Source organism: Methanovulcanius yangii (assembly GCF_018687785.1).
Taxonomy (GTDB): Archaea; Halobacteriota; Methanomicrobia; order Methanomicrobiales; family Methanomicrobiaceae; genus Methanovulcanius; species Methanovulcanius yangii.
The window spans coordinates 1,172,814-1,191,962 of sequence record NZ_LTBL01000001.1 but is presented as its reverse complement, the minus strand read 5'-3'; the positions used below and the strand labels follow the sequence as shown (position 1 = coordinate 1,191,962).

Sequence of the window (19,149 nt, the reverse complement as noted above, 5' to 3'; positions counted from 1 at the left end):
ACGTCCGTGGACCGGAAAGATACCCCTCTCACATGTATATGGCTGATTGCATCCCGTAATGGGGTATCCGGCCTCCGGAACGGATCCTGGCAAAAAAGGTACCGGGGGCTGGAAGGGTGGACGATGAACCCGTCCGCGGGCCCCGGGCGAAATGATTCAGTGACGTCCCCGAAGGATGCATGCCAGTGCAAGCCCGGCGCCCACACCGAAGAGCGGGACCGGCGTTGCGGGAGCGCCCATATCAGCGGCCTCTTCCATGTGGCCTGAAAAATCCAGGGTGATGCCTGTGACCCGGTGCACTGTCCGTTCAGGGGATACATTCTCCCCGACGATGGTAAGGGGCCAGTTCCTGTCACCCGGTGTGAAGGGGTCGCCATCCACCGCATTTGCCAGGATGTACGCATGACTCTTCATCGTCTCGGCCGCGGTAAAGGACGCCTGTTCACCGGCATCCCCCTCCACCACGATGGCATAGGCATTGGTCTGTGCAAGCGTCGTGTTGTATGCCCGGTTATTGACGAGGTTTTCATCATGCTGGATGTCATCATCCACCCAGCCGGCAAGCATGTAGAGGGGCATGCCGGTCCAGACATGCCCGTCGGTATCGGTATAGGATACAAGATGACCGCTGGCCCGCTCACCGCAGGCGAGGCCCTGTTCAAACTCTTTCCTGCTTATGGCGGTGGTGAGATAGCCGTCAAGTGCAAGTTCCCATTCATTGGTGTCACGCGGGTAGATCTCCATGGTCGCGACATTCCGTATGGCAAGCCCTGCCGCAGACGGATACTCAGTTCCCTCGCACCAGTAAAAGCGCCAATATGCCTCATCGGTGTAATCCATCATGTCCTGGTTGCCGAAGGTTTGGTCATCGGCGAGGAAGAAGAGGGCCGGACCACCGGTATATGCCGGAACATACCCCTGTTTTTGCGTCCACCACGCAAGAATCGGAAGGCCCTGGGCGGGGTGTGGTCCATAGATGTTTCCGTACATGAGCTCGACGACATATCCGTCGGTCGCTGTCATCCGCAGTTCGTCTCCTTCCTCCATGCCGCCGACGAGATCACAGAGATCGCACAACGCCGTCCCCCGGACAATCTCTTCGACCTTGGCGAGGTTTTTATTCTCAGCCGGATTCCAGAGATCGGTTGTGTCGAAGGTCGGGCCCTGGAAACGGTAGGGGGTCACGGTGTCACCATGGATGGGAAGATGCTCCTCCATCCATGAACATCCGATCTCCGTCATGTTCAGGATGGGGCCCCCATCCGTCTCTCGTCGAAGGATGGTGACAACACAGGTGGTATCTTCCGGGACGCCGGTGATTGCCGGCCCGGCAAGAGTGATGTCCATGATGTTGCCAATTCGCATATCCGCAGAAACGTCCGGTCCGATCAAGAGCAGCGGGGCAATCTTGATGTCGCCGTCCTTGGCAGGGAGGGGGAGTCCGTTGCAGGTGTCGGCAACCAAAAATCCGTTCTGTGTGATATCCCCCGCGGAGAACGACCGGTCATGCCAGTCGGTCGCCCTGATGATGACGGTATACCCTTTTGCCGGAAGGGAGGAGTTGTACGAGGGGTCGTCGCCGTCATCGACGAGACCGATGAGGTAGGTGAGAGGCAGACCACCGTACACATCTCCGGAGGTATCAGTAAACGTGGCACCAGAGGTTGTACTGGCCGAGATGAATTCTTCTCCGGTAAGGGTAATGGTTCGGTCACCGATGAGGGTAAGTTCCCACTGCGATTCATCCGGTGAGTCCCGGGCCGTGCACACCGGGCAGACGATGAGGAAGAGAGCCATGCAGGCAATTAATGGGCGGAGTATGGTATTAGTCAGTATATCACCACTTTTAAAATATTTACAGATAAATCGTGGATTTTGATTTGATTATGGAAAAAATTGCCGATATAATCATCAAATGTAAATTTAACCCTGTTATCGTGCGTATAATGTGCCGAAAACCCCCGGTGACGGGGGGTCCGTTTGTTTCAGGGATTTGGGGCTCATCGGAGAGCATTCAGGGGCCGCAGATATGCTCTCTTGCCTTCCATCATACCGACGGGAGGAAACCACCACCGTGTCGTCAGCCGTAGGGCATTTCCATCAGCACAGCCCTCGCCCAGAGGATGCGGGGTTCTTTCACAAATTCGAACCCTCTTTTCTCTGCTGCTAAGATGGTGTCGGAAAATGCCTCCTCACTGACATGCATCGTGGGTTCGGCAAGAAGGAGGTATCCTCCCGGCTTTATCACCCGGGCAATCTCGCCCAACGCACCGGAAATATCGGGCAATTCATGCATGACATAGAAGGCAAGGGCAAAGTCGACGGGTGTTTCGGGGTCGAGGTTCAGGGTACCTTCTCCCGCCTGACGGCATTGGATTCTTGGGGCGAGGTCCTCCTTCGCGGCCTTGATACGGAGGATTTCAAGCATCTCCTCCTGAATGTCAACAGCGATGACCTTCCCCGATGTCCCTACCATCCGCGCCATTGCCCGGGTGAAGAACCCCGAGGCGCATCCGATGTCGAGAGCCGTGTCCCCCGGCCTGATATATGGGCCGACAATTCTTTTCGGCGGATGGAGGAGGCTTCTCAGGGGGTTGTCGAGCCAGCGTGCCAGACGGGCCGGACAGATTCTGTCATCGGGCATATCTTTCTCATTGCTCTTTAGAACTAAAGGATATTGCGCAGGGAATCCGACAGTTCATGCACCGGAGAGGGCACTCTTCCTCTTCAAATAGATCATGAGGGGAATTATCAGAATATAGAGCCAGTTTGCATTTTCCGGCGATATGGCGAATGCAAATATGATGACCAGGATGCAGATGAAGGGCGTGACGAGCGAGCGTCTGAGTGCCATGTCGATTCTCTCCTGACTGACCTCCTTTTCTATCAGGCGATGGTTTCCTGATGCATAAGCCCATGAGGCCGCCCCGAATATCCCGATGACCATGAGATTTGCCGCAAGGAGGGAGACCGCGAGGGGATAGCTCTCGAAGCCGCTGTTGATGCTGATCGTAAAGGGCACGAGGGCGACGAAAAACAGTCCGAGAAAATGGAGCCAGATGTAGGTATTGTCCACATGGCGCAGGCTTCTGGTCTGGCGGTAATGAATGATCCAGAATGCGACGAGGATAAAGAAGGCGATGGCATAGTTGATGACCGCCGGAATGAAGGGCAGAAGGATGTCAAGGAAGGTTCCTCCCGGAGGTATGGGAGGGATGCCTTCGTCATTGATGGTCAGAACCCCGATGGTAATGACGATGGCATAAAATCCATCGGTCATTGCCTCCAGGCGGTGTTTTGATAAATACGCGGAATCATCGGGGATCATCGCGCCTCCGGATGGTATGTATACAATCTCGGCAGGATTCTGTATCACCCTTTCCATCGAAGGTGATGCCATTTGCATGGTCCTCCCACCCCGATGGATTGGCGTTATGCCGGGAGGGAGAATCAATTCTTTTTTCGAAAATGCCGGGGAATGATTCTCCCCGTCCTCTGCATGTAGGCACGGTATTCGTCCCCGAATGCCTCCTCCATCATCGTCTCCTCCCTTGGCACCCTGACCAGATAGAGGGGGAGAAATGTGGCGAGCATCGAAAACCCGGCAATCCAGTTCCACAACAGAAGGGGTTGTGCAAGCGCCCAGAGGAGATGTGCTGCATACATCGGATGCCGGATGAACCGGTAGACCCCGCCCGTCACCAGGTGCTGTCCTTCGGTGATCTCGGTAACCGGGGAAAAGGCGGAGCCCAAGTCGGCATGGGAGCGCCACAGGAGGATGAAGGCGGCGGCATACACTACGGTCCCCGCCCATCCTGCCCATTGCGGCAGGAAATAGTCGGCAAAGGAGAGCAGGGGTGTCAGGATATAGACTGCCGGAACCAGAATCATTCCGAGGACGGGCAGATAGACAAGAGGAGTGTCCACATGAGGCCGATTACCCGCTGTTCGTGCCCGCCTCCGGTATGTGCGGGTGTAGTGCCACCGGATTGTACTTCCCGCAAGAAGCCCGAGAAGATAGACGGCTATGAACACTATGTCAGCTGCCGGTTCTCCTGTTCCGGTCGATGTCTGCACCAGCTATTCCTCCCGGTTTCTCTTTCGATCCGGTAGGGAGAGATAGATGTGAATCAGCAGGAGTATCAAAAAAGGCCCCCAGGAAAGCGTGTGGATGATATATGAGGTGGACTTCTGCAAAAGTCCGAAGGTTGCCGGTTCGATGATGTATGGGTGGGTAATCCCGAACCCCGTTATGAGAATGAGAAGGGTAAGGATGAGAAGACAGCGGGATACCCAGAACTGCGCCTTTCGTCGATTCATCATGTCCTCCGCTTTAGTCCGGAAAGCTCCTCTCAAGGTCCCCGTCATTGGCAAATCCTCTCCGTTCCCAGTAGCCCTGATACGATGCATCGTCGGAGACTTCGATCGCCGTTATCCATTTGATCCACTTGTACCCCCACTTCTCCTCTGCGACCAGCTGGAAGGGATAGCCACGTTCGGGAGGCAGGGTCACTCCGTTCATCGAATATGCCATCATGATGTCGTTTTCATAGAAGTACTCCACCGGGAATGATGTGGTGTACCCGTCATGGGCAGCAAATATCACCGTATGTGCCACGGGGTCTACGCCCGAGGCATCGAGAAGGTCGCGGACGAGGACTCCCTCCCAGAGGATGGTCACATCCCACCCCTCGACGCAGTTGAGGGTCACCACCTTCGAATAGTGGGGGAATCCCTCAAGAACGGCGGAATACCGGTATTCCCTCGGCTCATCGACCATCCCGTACACCTTCAGTGAATAGGAGCTGTTTGCGATATACTGGGGCCCTTTTATCGAATTTTCCCGAAAAGCCGTTATCGAGGAGAGATCCTCTCCCTCGTACTCGCGGATCTCCGCGGGGGCAAGTTCCTGCACCTGTGAATCCCGGACACCCGATAATGCGATGAGATCCACGGCATAGAGTGCCGCGACGATAAGAATTGCGATGATGATAACAGTCTGCCATGGATTTCGCATAGCTTGTCAGGAGGACTGGTGATGCATGAGCATATGAAGGTATTGGAGAATTCAGTCACTAATTGTGAAGTTTTCAGGGCACCATGAATCCAGGCCAGCCTCGTCCGCCTCTACATTCCCGCAGACGGCGCTCGATGGTATGGAGGGGTCCTGCAGGTAGGCAAGAATGCAGTCCATGGCCTCCCGGTTGGAGGGGAGGGAGATATGTGAATATTCATCGGGTGAGGCAGTGAATCTCTCCGTATCGGCCGGGAGAATATCCAACTCCGCCCCCGGAAGGAAGGAATCGATGTGCGGGATAACCCCGTCCCCCGCATACGTGAGTACCCATCTGCCATCCGGTGTGTGCGCCCATGTCTTGCCGTCCAGCCAGGGAAAGAGTGCCGGTGTTCCTGTTTTGTTTTCGGTCAGGATCATCCTGTATCTGATATCCTTTCGAATTCCTGCCTTCTTCAGCTGTATCATTGTCCGGCTCCCCGCGCACAGCTCCCTTGTCATGATATCCTGTGAGGGATCATAATCCCTGGGAACAAATACCCTGCCAAGCATCCTGAAGAGATCCGGGGCGTAGATCGGGTGATAGAACAGCTCCGCCATGGCCGATCCGTTGTTCGGCGGTGCGAGGGCAATCAGCTGGCGGATTTTCTGATCGTACGAGGGGGTATCCAGCACCTCCAGCAGGTACCTGACGATGGCAGTTCCGGCAGAGTGGCAGACGATGTCAACGTCTCCCATATAGCCGGATGCTTCGCGCCGATCCCGGATAAACTCCCGGAGACATACCGCTATCTCGGCCGGGGCGGCATTCATGCGGGCATGGGAAAAATTCCAGTGAACAATCGATGCCTCTTCGAGACGTGCACAAAGAGCCGCCCAGACCCGGGGGTGACTTTTCCAGCCATGGACCAGTACGACCGGACATGTGGTTGCAGGACTCTTTGTCATCGGACCCCCATGAAATCAAAGGTTCTGCACATTACTGGGCCCGTAAGGACGAAAGAAATTGCGCTGCACATCGGTGGAAATGAACCCCCGGCAACGAAACCGACCCTGTCCGAATATAAGGAACCGTTCAGGGTTCCCGCCGGTGTGGCATACGATCCTCTACCGGTTAAAGGGACGAATATCTGCGTAATTCCGGAGTATTCCGACAGGCGCCCCCGGAGACGGGCAGACCTGCGGATGATTGCGGTATGAAAGGCCTCTTCGAATTGAGAGGAAGAATCTGCCGTAAAGACAGCTTCTGAACTTTGCGATAAAGCAAAAAATTCGTTCCTTCAAAAAAAATTCAGTGAATATTCACTGTTGAGTCACGTACACTATTGAAATATTCAATCGGTGCGGAATCTAATCTTAGTAACGCGGGCGGTATTCGCTGCGGGGTTTCGGGGGGCGTGCTTCGTCGATTCTCATCGTACGTCCCTCGAAGACGGTCTCATTGAGTGCTTCCATTGCCTTCTCGGCTTCCTCGGGAGTTCCCATCTCAACGAATCCGAATCCCTTGCGCTCAATGACCCGAACTTCTTTCACCTCACCATATTCAGAGAAGAGCTCTTCGAGCTGTTTGTCTGTGACCGAATAAGTAAGATTACCAACGTAAAGTTTGCTGCCTTGCATAATGGCTTCCTTCTATGTTCATAATTTAACTCTTGCGTATATCTAACTATGGACGGTTGAATTATTTTTCAGGTCAATTTCCATGAAAAATTAATGTATAATAATTAATTCAGTGAGGGGGATGTTCTGTTCATGAGTGGGAAACCGGGATCATGGGGGGGAAAGTGACCCCGAATTTTCGCTGTTGCGCGCAGGGTAATGCCGGTTGTTGCATCTATGTAATGCGCTCTGTCATTCAGCAGGGGCTTCGGTGACGTGCGCGGGGAACCGCGGCGGTTCTATCCCCTGTCGCTGCAGTTCAATCCATGCACGTCGCGTCACCTCGGAGCGAAATTCGAATTCCGAACGAAGATCATTGACATAGGCTTTTGCACGAATGCGTTTGTAGTATGGAAAGTCTGCGAGGAGGATGGTATAGGGGCGAGTGGGCGATATATAGACATATTTCGAGGTGACGACCGCATCACGCAGAATCGCCATTGCTGTACCTGCATCACTGTGTGCGTCGATAAACAGATCGATGACGACCATCATCTCTGTTTTTCCTGCATTGGCACTTGCAGTAGCTTCATTGAAGACGGAAAAATTAGGGATTGAGACGGATGAATCGTCCGGAGTGACAATACGGGTCGAACGAAGCCCGATATCTTTTACTTCGCCGTATGTCCCCTGGACGGAAATCTTATCGCCAATCTGATACGGTCGTTCAAATGCAATGACGATGCCCCCGATGATATCGGCAAAGACATCCTTGAGCCCGAATCCGAGCGCCGCTCCGAAAAGCCCTGAGAAGGCGACCAGCTGTGAAAGGGACGGCTGGAGGACGGCGGCAATGATGAAGTACAGTGCGGATGCGTAGATGACTATCTTCAGGAGAGGGATGATCATCGTTGCCGTAATCCGGTAGCTCCCGGCTTTATCGGCAATTCTTCGGAGCAGATAGGACAGAATCTTAACGAGGACGTAGGCAACGACAATGATGTAGACAATCTCCAGTATCATCCCCGTGTCAAAGGTCCGGAATGGCCACTCGGCAATCGCTTCCGTTTCATTCAGCGTCGAGATCACCATTTACCACACCATCCGTATTCGTCTGAGATGGGATATGACGCAGTTGAGGGTCTCCGGATTGACCCGGTAATATCCCTTATCTTCTTCAATGAGCCCCTGTCGTGTCAGCCGATAGAGGGTCTGTTCGATATCGATCTCGGGGCTTGCGATCTCTGCGAGGTCGGTAAAACTGATCGACTCCATCGAGAGCACGATATTGAGGAGAAACGACTCATTGATATCAAGATCGACGGCACATGGAGGGTCGGGGATGCGGCTCAGTTTGAGCTCAGGATAGTCAAGGCTGCGTTCCCATATGCGCAGCGCAACCCCGTAGTTTCCTTCGGCTATCCGGGTGATCTTATCGAAGGCCACTTTTTTGGCATCAGGTTCTTCTTCGGTGGTTTTCGCAGACGTACCCCCGCCTATGTTCAGCCGGGGCCAGGGAATGTCCCGGGAATATCCGAACGGCAGGGGGAGACGGACCCGTTTTGTGGTAACAACAGGCTGTTCCCCGGGCGGTTCCACGTCATCGATAAACTGTATGTCCCCCTCATAGTGGGATAGCACTGCAGACATCAGCGCCTTACTGTCCATTTTTGGAACCTCGATTACAACCGGAAAAAATTTATCGATATCCTTGACCGCCCGAAGGTAGGACCATGTGAAGCTGTTCCATGATGTGATGAACATCTTCTTGTCGGACATTGAGATCATGTCAAGGAATGCATCGAGCATGGCAAATCCGCCAATCCTTCTCAGGGCAAGGAAATGACACCGGTCCATCAGGACGATGTCTTTCGTCCCGTAGGTGGAGGTGATGGCCTCCTTTCCCTTCACGACATTGAAGAACGGGATATATGTGACGGTACCCGGATTTTTTTCCCGTATTTCTCCCATGATCGTATTTTGTCCTGCAAATGGTTCGCCTATCAGGGCAATATGGGAGAATTCACCCTTCGGAAATGCATCGATGGCATCCTGGATGCGGGTGATCTCCTTCTCAAAAAGGATGAAATCCTCCTTCTCCATTTCCTGCCCGGCGGGTTCGTCTTCCATACTAGTAGAGAATAGCTCCTGTGTCATATTCTTTTGGTCGCAGTGTTCTGGTGGCGCCGGAGATGAAGATCGCCGATATTTTCGGAGGAATGAGACTAACCACCCCAACAAAATCCGTCCGGACCTGACAGTACAGACGGTACAGCGGGAATGTGACTTCAGAGTGGGTGGTGATAAGCCAGTCAGGCCGTTGCATTTAATGTGGGCGGTGTCAAATTTTTACCGGATATGGTTCAGGTCGGAGATGTGGTGCTGGCATCGGGACTCTTCCCCGGGGACCGTAAGATACGACCTGCGGTGGTCATTTCCGGAGACGACCCCTCGTCCATCGTTGTCTGCCCGGTCTCATCGAAACGGCCGACGGATACTGCGTGGATAACGATCGACCTGCATGATTTTGCCGAAGGGGGGCTGGATGTTTTCGATGAGAGTTATGTCATCATCGGACACCGGTGCAGGATACGACGAACCTCCATTGTCGGAAGCCGAAAGGGCCGCCTCTCTGGTGATGTGATTCGGACCATCTGCATCACTGCCGGAGACCTGTGAAAAAAAGGGCGGGCCGGGCACCCTCATCTCCGGTATCCGGCCGTCAGAGGTATCCTGCCATTACCCCCGGCATCCGTCTCCTGTTTTTGCCCTTTTTTTAGAGGGCGCAAAGTATCCCCGTGGGACCGGGGTCTACAGGCCGTATTCCCCCGGGGTCCCCCGAACTGCGCAGGGTCGCACGTGCCGGGAAGGAGGATCGACACATTCCGGGTCCATACCTATTTATATCCAAATTTCAAAATTATCATCAGGACACGTCCTTTTTCAACATTCTTCAAGGAGATCATCCAGATATGAGCAGCCTGAACGACGTGGTGGATATCGCCTATCCCCAACAACCCCATTGCCCGACGGTTCTCCTTCTCGACACATCCGGTTCCATGTCCATCGGGGGAAAGATCCACGATTTGAGTGCGGGAATCCGTACGTTCAAAGAGGAGATCGAACTGGATGACCTCGCCCGCAAACGGGTCGATGTGGCGGTGATCACCTTTGGCGATACGGTAAGCGTGACAAATGGATTCTCTCCCGTGGAGACCTTCGAACCCCCGGAACTTCATGCAGACGGTCTGACTCCGATGGGTGAGGCAATCTGCCGTGCCCTCGATCTCGTGGAGGACCGAAAGGCAGCCTACCGGGAGGACGGCATCGATTACTACCGTCCGTGGATCTTTCTCATCACCGACGGGGAACCGACTGATATGCTCGATGGGGACGACCGATGGAGGGAGGTCACCGCGAGGATTCATGAGGGGGAGGAAGCGGGCAGATTCCTCTTCTTTACGGTCGGCCTGGATGAGGCTGATATGGGACTTTTAAAAAAGCTGTCCCCGCCGAACCGTGCCCCGGTGCGCCTACGTGACCACCGGTTCCACGAGATGTTCCTGTGGCTCTCACGGAGCCAGGTGAAGGTGTCGGCGTCAGGGCCGGGCGATCAGATTATTCTTGAGGATTTCTTCGGCCCCGATGGCTGGGGAGAGATCCAGGCCTTCTGAACAATGCTTCAGGGAAGCCCTTCCGGGAGGGGAGAAAAAATTGTGTGCGGCGCATCCGTCGCCGGGAATGGCCGCCGAAAGGACGGTGGGAAATGTCAGGATGCGTGGGGGACATTGCGTCTCCCCCTCAATGCCGTTGTGATTGGAGTGGCAGACGGGTTCGGGAGTGCCTCGCGGGGTGGAACCGGAGCGCGGAGAGCAGTTGATATCGCGCTTGAAAGGGTTGCAGGATTTTTTCATCCGGCCGATGATGAGGGCGATGTGCCTGCATTTTTTGAAAAAAACCGTGATATTGTGCGTGCCGGCATCGTGTCGGCACACGAGGCCCTCTGGAGCCTTGCCGGTGCAGAGGGATTATCCCCGCGGGAGTTTGCCTGCACCATGATTCTGGTCCTCTGGTACGGCTCTTCCTGCACCGTTGCGCATATCGGCGATGGCGGTGTCGTTGTGCGGACACCGGACGGGCTCATCTGTCTGTCATCCCCGCAGAAGGGGGAGTATGTCAATGAGACCTGTTCCCTTGCGGCGGCCGATTATACCGAAAATCTCCGGGTTATCGAGAATGTGCCGGGAACCAGTGCCTGTGCGCTCTTTACCGATGGCGTCGAACGATCTCTTCTCGTGAAAAATGGTGCAGCATGGGAACCCTATGGTCCGTTCTTCTCCCCTGCATTCATATATCTGGAGACGCTATCAGATACTACCGGAGGTGGGGATGAGATTCGATCATTCCTCCTCTCAGAACGAATGCAGAACCAGTCGGATGATGACATGACGCTCGTCATGGGAATTACGGCAGAAGGAACATGTGATGACTGAACGCACCGTCTACGATGAATCCGGAACACCCATCGTGCTGTCCGGACCGGTGAAGAAAGGGGGCGAGGGTGAGATGTATCTCACGAAGACCCCGGAGCACCTCTGTGCCAAACTCTATTACGAACGGCGTATGACACAGCTTCTTCAGGCCAAGATTGCTGCGATGGTCAGAAATTCCCCCGTGGATGTAAAACCGGAGACGCGGCGGGCCGGTCCCCGTGGAAGCGCACTTGCCTGGCCCATCTCTCTTCTGTATGACTCCCCTCTCGGAAGCAGGTCGTTTGTCGGGTATCTCATGCCGCTCATCGACACCACACTCTATATGGAAGCCCACCGGTTCTTTGACCCGGATGACCGGATTCGGCTCTTCGGGGGAGGGTTTTCCTGGCGGTACCTGCTGACCGCTGCGTACAATCTGGCGTCGGTGATGACGGATATTCACTCCCGCGGGCACTGTATAGGGGATGTGAGCAGCAGAAACCTCCTCGTCGCCCGGACGGCAGCGGTGGCGATCATCGACTGCGATTCCTTCCAGATACTGGATACGGAAAATGACCGCGTCTTCTATTCGCGGGTCGGGACCGGAGAGTACCTCCCTCCCGAACTTCAGGGGGTGGATTTTGGAAAGGAGGATGTCGACCGGTATGCCTCCGACCTCTTTGGCCTTGGCGTGCTCGTCTTCCGGTTCCTGATGGGAGGGGTCCATCCGTTCCAGGCAAGCGGTGAAGGGGTGAGCGGTGCCCATTCGATAGAGCAGAAGATACAAAAAGGAAAGTTTGCCTACCTCGCATCCGACCCTTCCGTTGCTCCCCCGAAATTTGCCTATGATTACCGCATCATCCCGGCGTCATTGCAGGATCTCTTTTACCGCTGCTTTGTGGAGGGAATATCCCATCCGGCAGCGCGGCCTCCGGCGGAGGAGTGGAAACGGGTGATTCTTTCGGAACTGATGGAGATCCGCCACTGCAGCGCCAACCCAAACCACTGGTACGGACGACACCTGACGGCGTGTCCGTGGTGTGCCTATGAGGAAACGGGCGATCCGTTTCCCCGATGGGTCCGGACGCCAGAACCTCCGGCGCCGGCGGACGAAACCGTGGAGTCTGGCGGGGAGCCGGAGGAAATGCCGGCCATCGAGGCATCACCGGCCGAACTCGTCCTACCCGCTCCCCACATCACCATTCATGATGTGGCGCGTGACATCGTCATCCCATATTCCCTGGTCCTCAACAACCGGGGGGATATGCGCCTCTTTGGGACTGCAGAATCAACAGTTCCCTGGATAACCGTCAATCCCGGGGATTTTACCTGCGATGAAACAATTGCCCTCACCCTTGACATCAATACCGGAGATATGGACGAAAAGGATTTTCAGAAGGCAAAGATCCGTATCTTTTCGAACGGCGGCAATGCCGAGGCAATTGTATTCGTGAGTCTCCAGCCGGATTCGTAAGTCAAAGAATGGCCGTCATCAGGACGGTGACGCCCGCCATCCCGATGCCGGCGCAGCTGAGAGGAAGGGTAAACTGCTTCAGGACGTCAGGGACCGTATCGCCGGTCGTCCGTCGAATGAGCCAGAAGTACGGGTCGGTGAAGATGCTCAGAACCATGGTGCCTGCCACCGTCATGAGGACGAACGGAATGATGCCGACGGCGCCGGGAATACCGGTCCCCGCAAGGATGGTGGTGGTGACGATGGCGGTGACGACACGCGAACCCTGGGATGCCTGCAGAAGTGCAGCCAAAAGGAAGGGAACGAGGAGCGGGGCGAACAGATCCCCGTGGGCGAGGACGAAATCGGTAAGCCCTCCCTCGGCGGCGATGACCGCTCCCAGCCCACCCGCACCACAGAGGTCGAAGATGATAATGCCGGCATTTTTTGTTCCGGATGCCGCTGCCTCTTCCCGCAAGTCAGGCGTGCAGACCGCAATTGCAGCGACCAGTCCTCCGATGAGGGCGAGGTTGATATTTGCAAGGAACGCCAGTGCCGGAACAAGATTTCCGGTGATAAGAAGGGCGATGGGCAGGAGTACCGGCAGCCATCCTGCCTGGAGAGGGACCGGTTGTTCCCCTGCCGGGGTTTCCGGCCGGCAGCAGCGCGCTTCCGGCCTCATCAGGGCGAATGTTGCCAGAACGAGGATGACAAGGGAGAGTGGGAATGCGGTCAGCATGTACGCCGGGACATCGAAAGTCATGGTCGCATCCAGCCCGCTCACGATGGCATAGGTGACAGGAAGGGGATAGAGGAGGACGAAGGAGACGACCGACCCGATGGCGCCCACGTAGTATATCCTGGTTGTCAGGCCGTACTGCGAGCGGACATGGCCGAGAAGGGGGGCAAGGACGATGAAGGGGGTGATGCAGCACATCATGGGCACGGAGAGGAGATATCCCGCAACACCTGCGGCGAGATGGGGGCGGCGGGTGGCTCTCCCGAGATCGGTTACAATCCGTTCCACTCCCCCGTTTCTGCGGATGACGGCTGCAATGACCGCTCCACAGAAGATGGGGATGGCCAGAAGGGAGAAGATGGCCCCGGCGCCCTTCGTGAAGGAGGCTATCGCCTCCGTGCTCGTCCCGGTGAGAAGGGCGAAGATCAGCGCACCGACAATCAGTGTGAGAAACGGCGGATACCGCGACCGCCAGGAAACGACGCAGAGAAATGCGAGGGTAAGTGCCAGGGCAGGAAGTGCTGATATCATGTATCCTCTTATTTCTGATACTCCAGACGTTCCCGAATCCGTTCACAGGCACATTCCCGGTAGGCCGGATCGATTTCGTAGCCGATATACCGTGTGTTCAGGGTGATCGCCGCAAGCGCGGTGCTCCCGATACCCATGAACGGGTCGCACACCACGGTCTTTTCATCAAATCCGTGCAGCCGGATGCACATCTCCGGAAGTTTTTCCGGGAAACTTGCCGGATGGGGCCGCGAGGTCCGGATCGTCCGGTAGGGAATGAACCAGACGTTTCCCCGGTCACGAAGGTCACGGTCTGCCTGCTTCCAGCGGCCGATGTTGCTCTTGTCCTGGTATTTGACTCCGACCCCCAGTTTGTCGAGAGGAACGCCCCCGTTCTTTGTGAAATGAAAGAGGTGCTCATGGCACTGGCTCAGGTACCGGCGGCTGTTGACCGGCTGGTAGTGGCCGACGGCAACATCCTTTGTGATCCCGTCGTATGCCCCGATGTCCGCCTTTTCGATGGCGACCGACTTGACCCAGTGAATGACGTTCTGGAGTTCGTAATGCTCACGAAAACGGGCAAGGACGTCATAGGGAATCCACTGGTCGCTGGGTTTCCCCCCCACATTCAGGAAGAATGAGCCCTCATCCTTGAGGATGCGGCGGGCTTCGGCGGCGACCCGGCCCATCCAGGCAAGATACTCATCCCGCGGCATCGTGTCGTTGTGCGAGTTGTATGGTTTGCCGATATTGTAGGGCGGCGAGGTGACGATGATGTCTATGGATGCGTCGGGAAGTTGCTGCATCCCTTCGATGCAGTCGCAGAGGTGGATGGAATCAAGATATCCTGCAAGGCCCGGTGCTGTCTGGTGGATGGTCATGGGTAAATCCGTCGTCAGGGAATCCTCCTGCAAAAATATTGTTCTCTCTCTTTATTTCAAATGCCCTGGATGTTCCGGCCGTGATGGAGGGGGGAAATGGTTCCATATACACAATATTCAAGGAGGGAGTGGAGTATCTGTATAAGGAAGAGGGGGGCGAGAGGAATGTCGAGGAACCAGTACCTGTACCGGCAGAGGGACCACTATGCAGAGGAGCTTGATGCCCTGAGGGCGTATCCTGTCGAAGAGTTCGTCGGGGCGGTGGCCGAGATAGGCTTCGGATGCGACTGCTGCAGCCGTTGCTGCACCCGGGCGTTCAATGATCATGTCTTCCTGCTGGAGGAGGATGCCGTCCGGGCACAGGAGATCGACCCTGCGTCCCTGGTGCCGGCCCCCTACTATGAGGCCTGCGACCAGAACGGGACGTTTTATGTCTCCGGATATGCGCTCAGGACCCGTGAAGACGGCAGGTGCATCTTCCTTGACGACGAGGGAAGATGCCGGATCTATGACCGGCGCTTCTCCATCTGCCGGGTCTACCCGTACATGCTTCACCGGGAGACCGGGGAGGACGGGGCGTATGACTGGCGCCTGATTAGCGGCCTCAACGAGCACGGGACTTATCACAACCCGATTCCCGACGAGGAGTGCCGGCGTATCGCAGCGGAGACGGTTGCCTATGAGACGGCGTATCTCGAACAGGAGATCCGGTTCTTTGATGCTCTTGCAGTGTACTTCGAGGAGAACGGCCTTCGCCATATCCGGCGGACGTTCGACATGAATATGCGGGAATTCGAGAAGGGAACGGAAGTCCGGGTGCGGGTCTATCACCAGGGACAGTTCTTCGATCACTGCGTCTCGAAATATGATTACTGACACCGGTGTTGATTGACACAGGGCAAAAGGAGTGTGGAATGATTATGGGGAAAAAAGGGTCCCGTACGGGAACGCTGGTGAAATTTGTTCTGCTGGTGCTCGGGGTAGTTGTCATTCTCACCGTTCAGTGGGATTTCATGGTCTTCCTCCCCGCCCATGGCGGGAATGGAGACGATGACGGCCTGAAGGTCGGTGCCTTCAATGTTCAGGTCTTCGGAACGACGAAAGCCGCGAAAGAAGAGGTGATGGATGTGCTGGGGGATGTCATACGGTCCTATGATATCATTGCAATCCAGGAAATACGTGACAGTACGGGGACGGCACTCCCTGCGCTTCTCGAAGAGGTGAACAGCGACGGGTCGGCCTATGCGTATGTTGCAAGCGATCGTCTCGGGCGGACGGTTTCAAAGGAGCAGTATGCCTACTTCTATGACACGCAGACATGCTGGCTCATCGGCACCCCGCAGACCTATCCCGAACCGGAAGGCGATGTATTCCATCGTGAACCCTACGCCGCCTACTTTTCCAGCCGTGAGGGGGCATTTACCGCAGTTCTTATCACCGTCCACACAGACCCTGATGAGGCGGAAGAAGAGATTGATGCCCTGGCAGAGGTCGTACCGTGGGCCATGGAGGCATTCGGCGGCGAAGAGGATGTGATCGTCATGGGCGACTTCAATGCCGACGGGGTGTATTTCGATGAGGAGACATATCCTTCCCTGAGGGCGTCGGGGTACACCTGGCTCATCACCAATGATATGGATACGACGACTGGGCCTACGGACTGCACCTACGACCGCATCGTTATCACGGACAGCCTCCTCCTCGACGGGTATACGGGGAGCAAAGGGGTCGACCGGTTCGATCTGACGTACGGCCTCGACGCTGGCCTGACATCAGCGGTCTCCGACCATTATCCGGTCTATGCGGTATTTGCTGATTAGTTCTTCGTTTACTTTCACCCTCCCTGGCCCCTGTTCATATGGGGAAGGACAGATGGTAAAATGGGGAGGAGGACGCCCCCCATTCAACACCTCCGCATGCGAGGGGAATACACCGCGACATGTTCCTCCCGTATGAGAAGCTTTCATTCCACACCAAACCATCCTACCTATTTTTTCGGTTTCATCATCTGCAGACGATGCCTGACCCGGTGTTCATCACTGGAACGATGTCATCGCAGGGCGGATATTTCGAAAAAAAGAGATGTTCGCCGGTACGAACCGAATATCAGAGAAGGCCGACAATCTCTTCAAAGGATGAATTTTTTGGAACCCACACCGTCTGGCCGGTATAGTTCAGACCCGGCGTCTCCCGGAGTGCCTCGAGATCGTACACCCGTGGACCGTACTGGTATTCCGCTTCCTGGTACCACCATGCAGGATAGCCGGGTTCGTCGACCTCTTCGGTCGCCGGGTCGGTGATCAGGCCGTTTGAATATTTGACGATGAGCATTCCCGTCAGGCGCTGCCACTCATCGATGATCTCATCGCCCCTCTGCACGGTGAAATTGGTAAGGAGACGTCGTGCACCGTCGTCATCGCCGTCTGCAATGAGGGCTGCCGCCTCCTGATCGGTCACCTGGATCGCTTCAATGGATTGTAATTCCAGTTCCGACTGTTGTGCCTGTATATCCACAATCATTGCGTCATAGCGGAGCATTGCCCAGTTTGTCACGAAGTCAAACGTCCAGTAGGCGGCATCGGGGTCGTACTGCGTCCTGTTGCCGATGAGATAGGACGAGGAGACGTTCTCTGCACCTGCGTACATCGGAGCATAGACGGTTTCATAGGCGACCGCCGGACCGAACCACAGGACGCCGCCGACCGGGTCGGGAAGTGTGGAGCGTGCCTGTGCAACATAACTGTAGGAACAGAATATTGCGGAAACCGGCCGCGGGTTTGCCCCGGCCCGAACTTCGATGTATGATGCATTCTGGAAATCGGTGTGTGCATCGGCCGGTCCCAGGTAACGGTACGGGTTCTCGAAGGGACCTGCGGCGATGCCTGTCGTCAGGTCGAATTCCGTTCCTTCGTAGTGATCCCTGAAGATGGAGAGGGCTGTCGTGATGTTGACCTTCTCATCCGGTTCGATGGTAAAGGGAAGTGCCCGTGTGTAGGAGTTCCCGACATACGGGCTGAGGTTCAGCGAGGGTGCGAGCCGGTTTTGTATGCTCCATACCCGCATGAGTGAGTAGTAGGGGTGGGAATACTCGCCGTAGCTGGTCGCTTCCAGCCAGTCGAACGTCCCGTTAGCAGGTGACCACATGCCGTGTTCTTCTGCTACCTTGAAGAGGTCGGTTGCATAGAGCATGTCGGGGTCGCCCGGCACGACATCCCGAATCCGGAATTCGTTGCCTGCCACGAAAATCTCCCCGTCGGGGATCCTCTGCGCGACCCAGAGACCGCCGGTCCCGTCGGGGCTGCAGCACATCTCGATGACCCACGCCTCCTCCGGGTCGGCAAAGATGAGCGTCTCGCCGGTGCCGTAATAGCCGTACGTCTCGATCAGTTCTCCGACCAGTTCCACTGCCGCACGGGCGGTCGTGCAGCGTTCGAGGGCGAGGTTGGAGAGCTCGGACGAATAGAAGATCCTCTTTCCCTCCTCGGCATCCAGCTGGATTTTGGCATACTCGGTACACTCGGCGGAGAGGAGCTGGTGCTCGTTCATCATGCCATAGGACGCCGTGTAGTATCCGTAGGTGTGGGGCACCTGATCGATGTATCCGAGAACAGGGGCGGAACCATCGCCCTGCGAATGCCCGGCTGCATCGGAACCGCTGACGGGATCGAATACGATGACCCGTTTCTCACCCGGTGCATGATCGGCAGCCGGAATATAGGTCAGGCTGATATCGTCGCGTTGTCTCCAGTCGAATCCGACACCGTCATTTGTATGGCCCGCATACATCGACCCGTCGTCCGATGCACCGGGGGTGACGGCGAATACCGTGCATGCTGCTGCGGTTCCTGAGAGCGTCGCGAGAATCAGCAGAATCAGCAACAAAGTGGGAATTCCTTTTCTATTCCGTATGGCTGTCCAGAGCATAGTAGAATGTCGGAGGAGCGCTATAAATAGGATGGGTCTTCTCTTTCGGGATTGCTGTCCGGCCGAATTGGGTATTATGATGTCCCAATTGTCATTATGAAAAGGAAGGTTTGGAATTCCTCACGGAGAGTCGGACAAAGGCCTTCAGCATATCTCTACACCGGGTTTGTAAGCGTCGGGGAGAGAATTCATCGGGCCGGGGGCACGGTCAATGGGATACGGGAAAATAAATGACAGTCCTGAAAACTTCTTATTTAAACGAATAACAACAAAAGAGCTCAAACAGTGTTTTAATGCTGATATGGGGATTCGAACCCCAGTCGCAGGAGTGAGAGTCCTGCATGATTGGCCGGACTACACTATATCAGCAGTGTTGTAGTGCCTACATAGATTGGGAATAAAGGTACTTAAATGTGCGGATTTGGCTCCGGCAGGTGGGCGAACGTCCGGTTGCCGTTCCCTCCGGTTCCTCAGCGAAACAATTCCTGTTTCTGTAATAATCCGGAGATATCGCTTTCATATGGAAGATGTCAGCCGGAAGTTCCGTTCAAGAGGGG

The 19,149-nt window shown here is 55.5% G+C and carries 19 protein-coding genes and 1 tRNA gene; 6 read left to right on the top strand and 14 right to left on the bottom strand.

The genetic code is table 11. The features are described 5' to 3' along the window. Positions 1 to 156 precede the first annotated feature (156 nt). From AZH53_RS06030 to AZH53_RS05985, 10 genes are all read right to left on the bottom strand, one after another. The gene (locus AZH53_RS06030) at positions 157 to 1,797 is read right to left on the bottom strand and encodes a hypothetical protein (protein ID WP_319642619.1); all 1,641 of its coding nucleotides are present in this window, start codon (positions 1,795 to 1,797) and stop codon (positions 157 to 159) included. Between the two features lie 283 nt (positions 1,798 to 2,080). Further along, the gene (locus tag AZH53_RS06025) at positions 2,081 to 2,644 is read right to left on the bottom strand and encodes a class I SAM-dependent methyltransferase (RefSeq protein ID WP_319642618.1); all 564 of its coding nucleotides are present in this window, start codon (positions 2,642 to 2,644) and stop codon (positions 2,081 to 2,083) included. A gap of 54 nt (positions 2,645 to 2,698) precedes the next feature. Next, on the bottom strand, positions 2,699 to 3,280 hold the full coding sequence (locus tag AZH53_RS06020) for a TMEM175 family protein (protein ID WP_319642617.1): 582 nt from the start codon (positions 3,278 to 3,280) through the stop codon (positions 2,699 to 2,701). Between the two features lie 170 nt (positions 3,281 to 3,450). Beyond that, positions 3,451 to 4,077: a protein-S-isoprenylcysteine O-methyltransferase gene (locus tag AZH53_RS06015; protein ID WP_319642616.1), complete on the bottom strand. Its 627-nt coding sequence runs from the start codon at positions 4,075 to 4,077 to the stop codon at positions 3,451 to 3,453. Positions 4,078 to 4,080: 3 nt separating this feature from the next. Next, positions 4,081 to 4,323, bottom strand: a complete 243-nt coding sequence (locus tag AZH53_RS06010; protein ID WP_319642615.1) for a hypothetical protein — start codon at positions 4,321 to 4,323, stop codon at positions 4,081 to 4,083. 10 nt (positions 4,324 to 4,333) lie between these two features. Further along, positions 4,334 to 5,017, bottom strand: a complete 684-nt coding sequence (locus AZH53_RS06005) for a molybdopterin-dependent oxidoreductase (RefSeq protein WP_319642614.1) — start codon at positions 5,015 to 5,017, stop codon at positions 4,334 to 4,336. Between the two features lie 51 nt (positions 5,018 to 5,068). Continuing rightward, positions 5,069 to 5,962 carry an esterase/lipase family protein gene (locus AZH53_RS06000; RefSeq protein WP_319642613.1) on the bottom strand — a complete coding sequence of 298 codons (894 nt, stop codon included), beginning with the start codon at positions 5,960 to 5,962 and terminating at the stop codon, positions 5,069 to 5,071. 408 nt (positions 5,963 to 6,370) lie between these two features. Continuing rightward, positions 6,371 to 6,634, bottom strand: a complete 264-nt coding sequence (locus tag AZH53_RS05995) for an RNA recognition motif domain-containing protein (RefSeq protein WP_319642612.1) — start codon at positions 6,632 to 6,634, stop codon at positions 6,371 to 6,373. Between the two features lie 231 nt (positions 6,635 to 6,865). Further along, positions 6,866 to 7,705, bottom strand: a complete 840-nt coding sequence (locus tag AZH53_RS05990; protein WP_319642611.1) for a mechanosensitive ion channel family protein — start codon at positions 7,703 to 7,705, stop codon at positions 6,866 to 6,868. Beyond that, positions 7,706 to 8,743: a hypothetical protein gene (locus AZH53_RS05985; protein ID WP_319642610.1), complete on the bottom strand. Its 1,038-nt coding sequence runs from the start codon at positions 8,741 to 8,743 to the stop codon at positions 7,706 to 7,708. A 228-nt stretch (positions 8,744 to 8,971) separates the two neighbouring features. Between AZH53_RS05985 and AZH53_RS05980 the strand changes: the two genes are divergently transcribed. From AZH53_RS05980 to AZH53_RS05965, 4 genes are all read left to right on the top strand, one after another. Further along, positions 8,972 to 9,292 (top strand): type II toxin-antitoxin system PemK/MazF family toxin, encoded by a 321-nt coding sequence (locus AZH53_RS05980; RefSeq protein ID WP_319642609.1) that lies wholly within the window; start codon positions 8,972 to 8,974, stop codon positions 9,290 to 9,292. A 293-nt stretch (positions 9,293 to 9,585) separates the two neighbouring features. Further along, on the top strand, positions 9,586 to 10,287 hold the full coding sequence (locus AZH53_RS05975; protein WP_319642608.1) for a vWA domain-containing protein: 702 nt from the start codon (positions 9,586 to 9,588) through the stop codon (positions 10,285 to 10,287). A gap of 42 nt (positions 10,288 to 10,329) precedes the next feature. Next, entirely contained in the window at positions 10,330 to 11,106 is a 777-nt protein-coding gene (locus AZH53_RS05970; RefSeq protein WP_319642607.1) for a PP2C family serine/threonine-protein phosphatase, read from the top strand. Further along, on the top strand, positions 11,099 to 12,559 hold the full coding sequence (locus AZH53_RS05965; RefSeq protein WP_319642606.1) for a protein kinase domain-containing protein: 1,461 nt from the start codon (positions 11,099 to 11,101) through the stop codon (positions 12,557 to 12,559). The genes AZH53_RS05970 and AZH53_RS05965 overlap by 8 nt, the downstream gene beginning before the upstream one ends. A gap of 1 nt (position 12,560) precedes the next feature. On the opposite strand, the gene AZH53_RS05960 is transcribed toward AZH53_RS05965, so the two are convergent. Together AZH53_RS05960 and AZH53_RS05955 are read right to left on the bottom strand one after the other, a co-directional pair. Continuing rightward, a complete protein-coding gene (locus tag AZH53_RS05960) occupies positions 12,561 to 13,808 on the bottom strand; it encodes a GntP family permease (protein ID WP_319642605.1) in 1,248 nt (415 codons plus the stop codon). Positions 13,809 to 13,816: 8 nt separating this feature from the next. Beyond that, a complete protein-coding gene (locus AZH53_RS05955) occupies positions 13,817 to 14,668 on the bottom strand; it encodes a DNA-methyltransferase (protein ID WP_319642604.1) in 852 nt (283 codons plus the stop codon). A gap of 165 nt (positions 14,669 to 14,833) precedes the next feature. Between AZH53_RS05955 and AZH53_RS05950 the strand changes: the two genes are divergently transcribed. Next, entirely contained in the window at positions 14,834 to 15,544 is a 711-nt protein-coding gene (locus tag AZH53_RS05950; protein ID WP_319642603.1) for a YkgJ family cysteine cluster protein, read from the top strand. A 44-nt stretch (positions 15,545 to 15,588) separates the two neighbouring features. Then, positions 15,589 to 16,488: an endonuclease/exonuclease/phosphatase family protein gene (locus AZH53_RS05945; protein WP_319642602.1), complete on the top strand. Its 900-nt coding sequence runs from the start codon at positions 15,589 to 15,591 to the stop codon at positions 16,486 to 16,488. A gap of 286 nt (positions 16,489 to 16,774) precedes the next feature. On the opposite strand, the gene AZH53_RS05940 is transcribed toward AZH53_RS05945, so the two are convergent. After that, positions 16,775 to 18,550, bottom strand: a complete 1,776-nt coding sequence (locus tag AZH53_RS05940) for a dipeptidase (protein ID WP_319642601.1) — start codon at positions 18,548 to 18,550, stop codon at positions 16,775 to 16,777. A 336-nt stretch (positions 18,551 to 18,886) separates the two neighbouring features. Next, positions 18,887 to 18,961, bottom strand: a tRNA-Glu gene (locus AZH53_RS05935). Positions 18,962 to 19,149: the final 188 nt, after the last annotated feature.

Coding starts and splice junctions, on each gene's coding strand:
- AZH53_RS06030 (WP_319642619.1), bottom strand. CDS start 1,797: ATGGCTCTCTTCCTCATCGTCTGCCCGGTGTGCACGGCCCGGGACTCA.
- AZH53_RS06025 (WP_319642618.1), bottom strand. CDS start 2,644: ATGCCCGATGACAGAATCTGTCCGGCCCGTCTGGCACGCTGGCTCGAC.
- AZH53_RS06020 (WP_319642617.1), bottom strand. CDS start 3,280: ATGACCGATGGATTTTATGCCATCGTCATTACCATCGGGGTTCTGACC.
- AZH53_RS06010 (WP_319642615.1), bottom strand. CDS start 4,323: ATGATGAATCGACGAAAGGCGCAGTTCTGGGTATCCCGCTGTCTTCTC.
- AZH53_RS06005 (WP_319642614.1), bottom strand. CDS start 5,017: ATGCGAAATCCATGGCAGACTGTTATCATCATCGCAATTCTTATCGTC.
- AZH53_RS06000 (WP_319642613.1), bottom strand. CDS start 5,962: ATGACAAAGAGTCCTGCAACCACATGTCCGGTCGTACTGGTCCATGGC.
- AZH53_RS05995 (WP_319642612.1), bottom strand. CDS start 6,634: ATGCAAGGCAGCAAACTTTACGTTGGTAATCTTACTTATTCGGTCACA.
- AZH53_RS05990 (WP_319642611.1), bottom strand. CDS start 7,705: ATGGTGATCTCGACGCTGAATGAAACGGAAGCGATTGCCGAGTGGCCA.
- AZH53_RS05985 (WP_319642610.1), bottom strand. CDS start 8,743: ATGGAAGACGAACCCGCCGGGCAGGAAATGGAGAAGGAGGATTTCATC.
- AZH53_RS05980 (WP_319642609.1), top strand. CDS start 8,972: ATGGTTCAGGTCGGAGATGTGGTGCTGGCATCGGGACTCTTCCCCGGG.
- AZH53_RS05975 (WP_319642608.1), top strand. CDS start 9,586: ATGAGCAGCCTGAACGACGTGGTGGATATCGCCTATCCCCAACAACCC.
- AZH53_RS05965 (WP_319642606.1), top strand. CDS start 11,099: ATGACTGAACGCACCGTCTACGATGAATCCGGAACACCCATCGTGCTG.
- AZH53_RS05960 (WP_319642605.1), bottom strand. CDS start 13,808: ATGATATCAGCACTTCCTGCCCTGGCACTTACCCTCGCATTTCTCTGC.
- AZH53_RS05955 (WP_319642604.1), bottom strand. CDS start 14,668: ATGACCATCCACCAGACAGCACCGGGCCTTGCAGGATATCTTGATTCC.
- AZH53_RS05950 (WP_319642603.1), top strand. CDS start 14,834: ATGTCGAGGAACCAGTACCTGTACCGGCAGAGGGACCACTATGCAGAG.
- AZH53_RS05945 (WP_319642602.1), top strand. CDS start 15,589: ATGGGGAAAAAAGGGTCCCGTACGGGAACGCTGGTGAAATTTGTTCTG.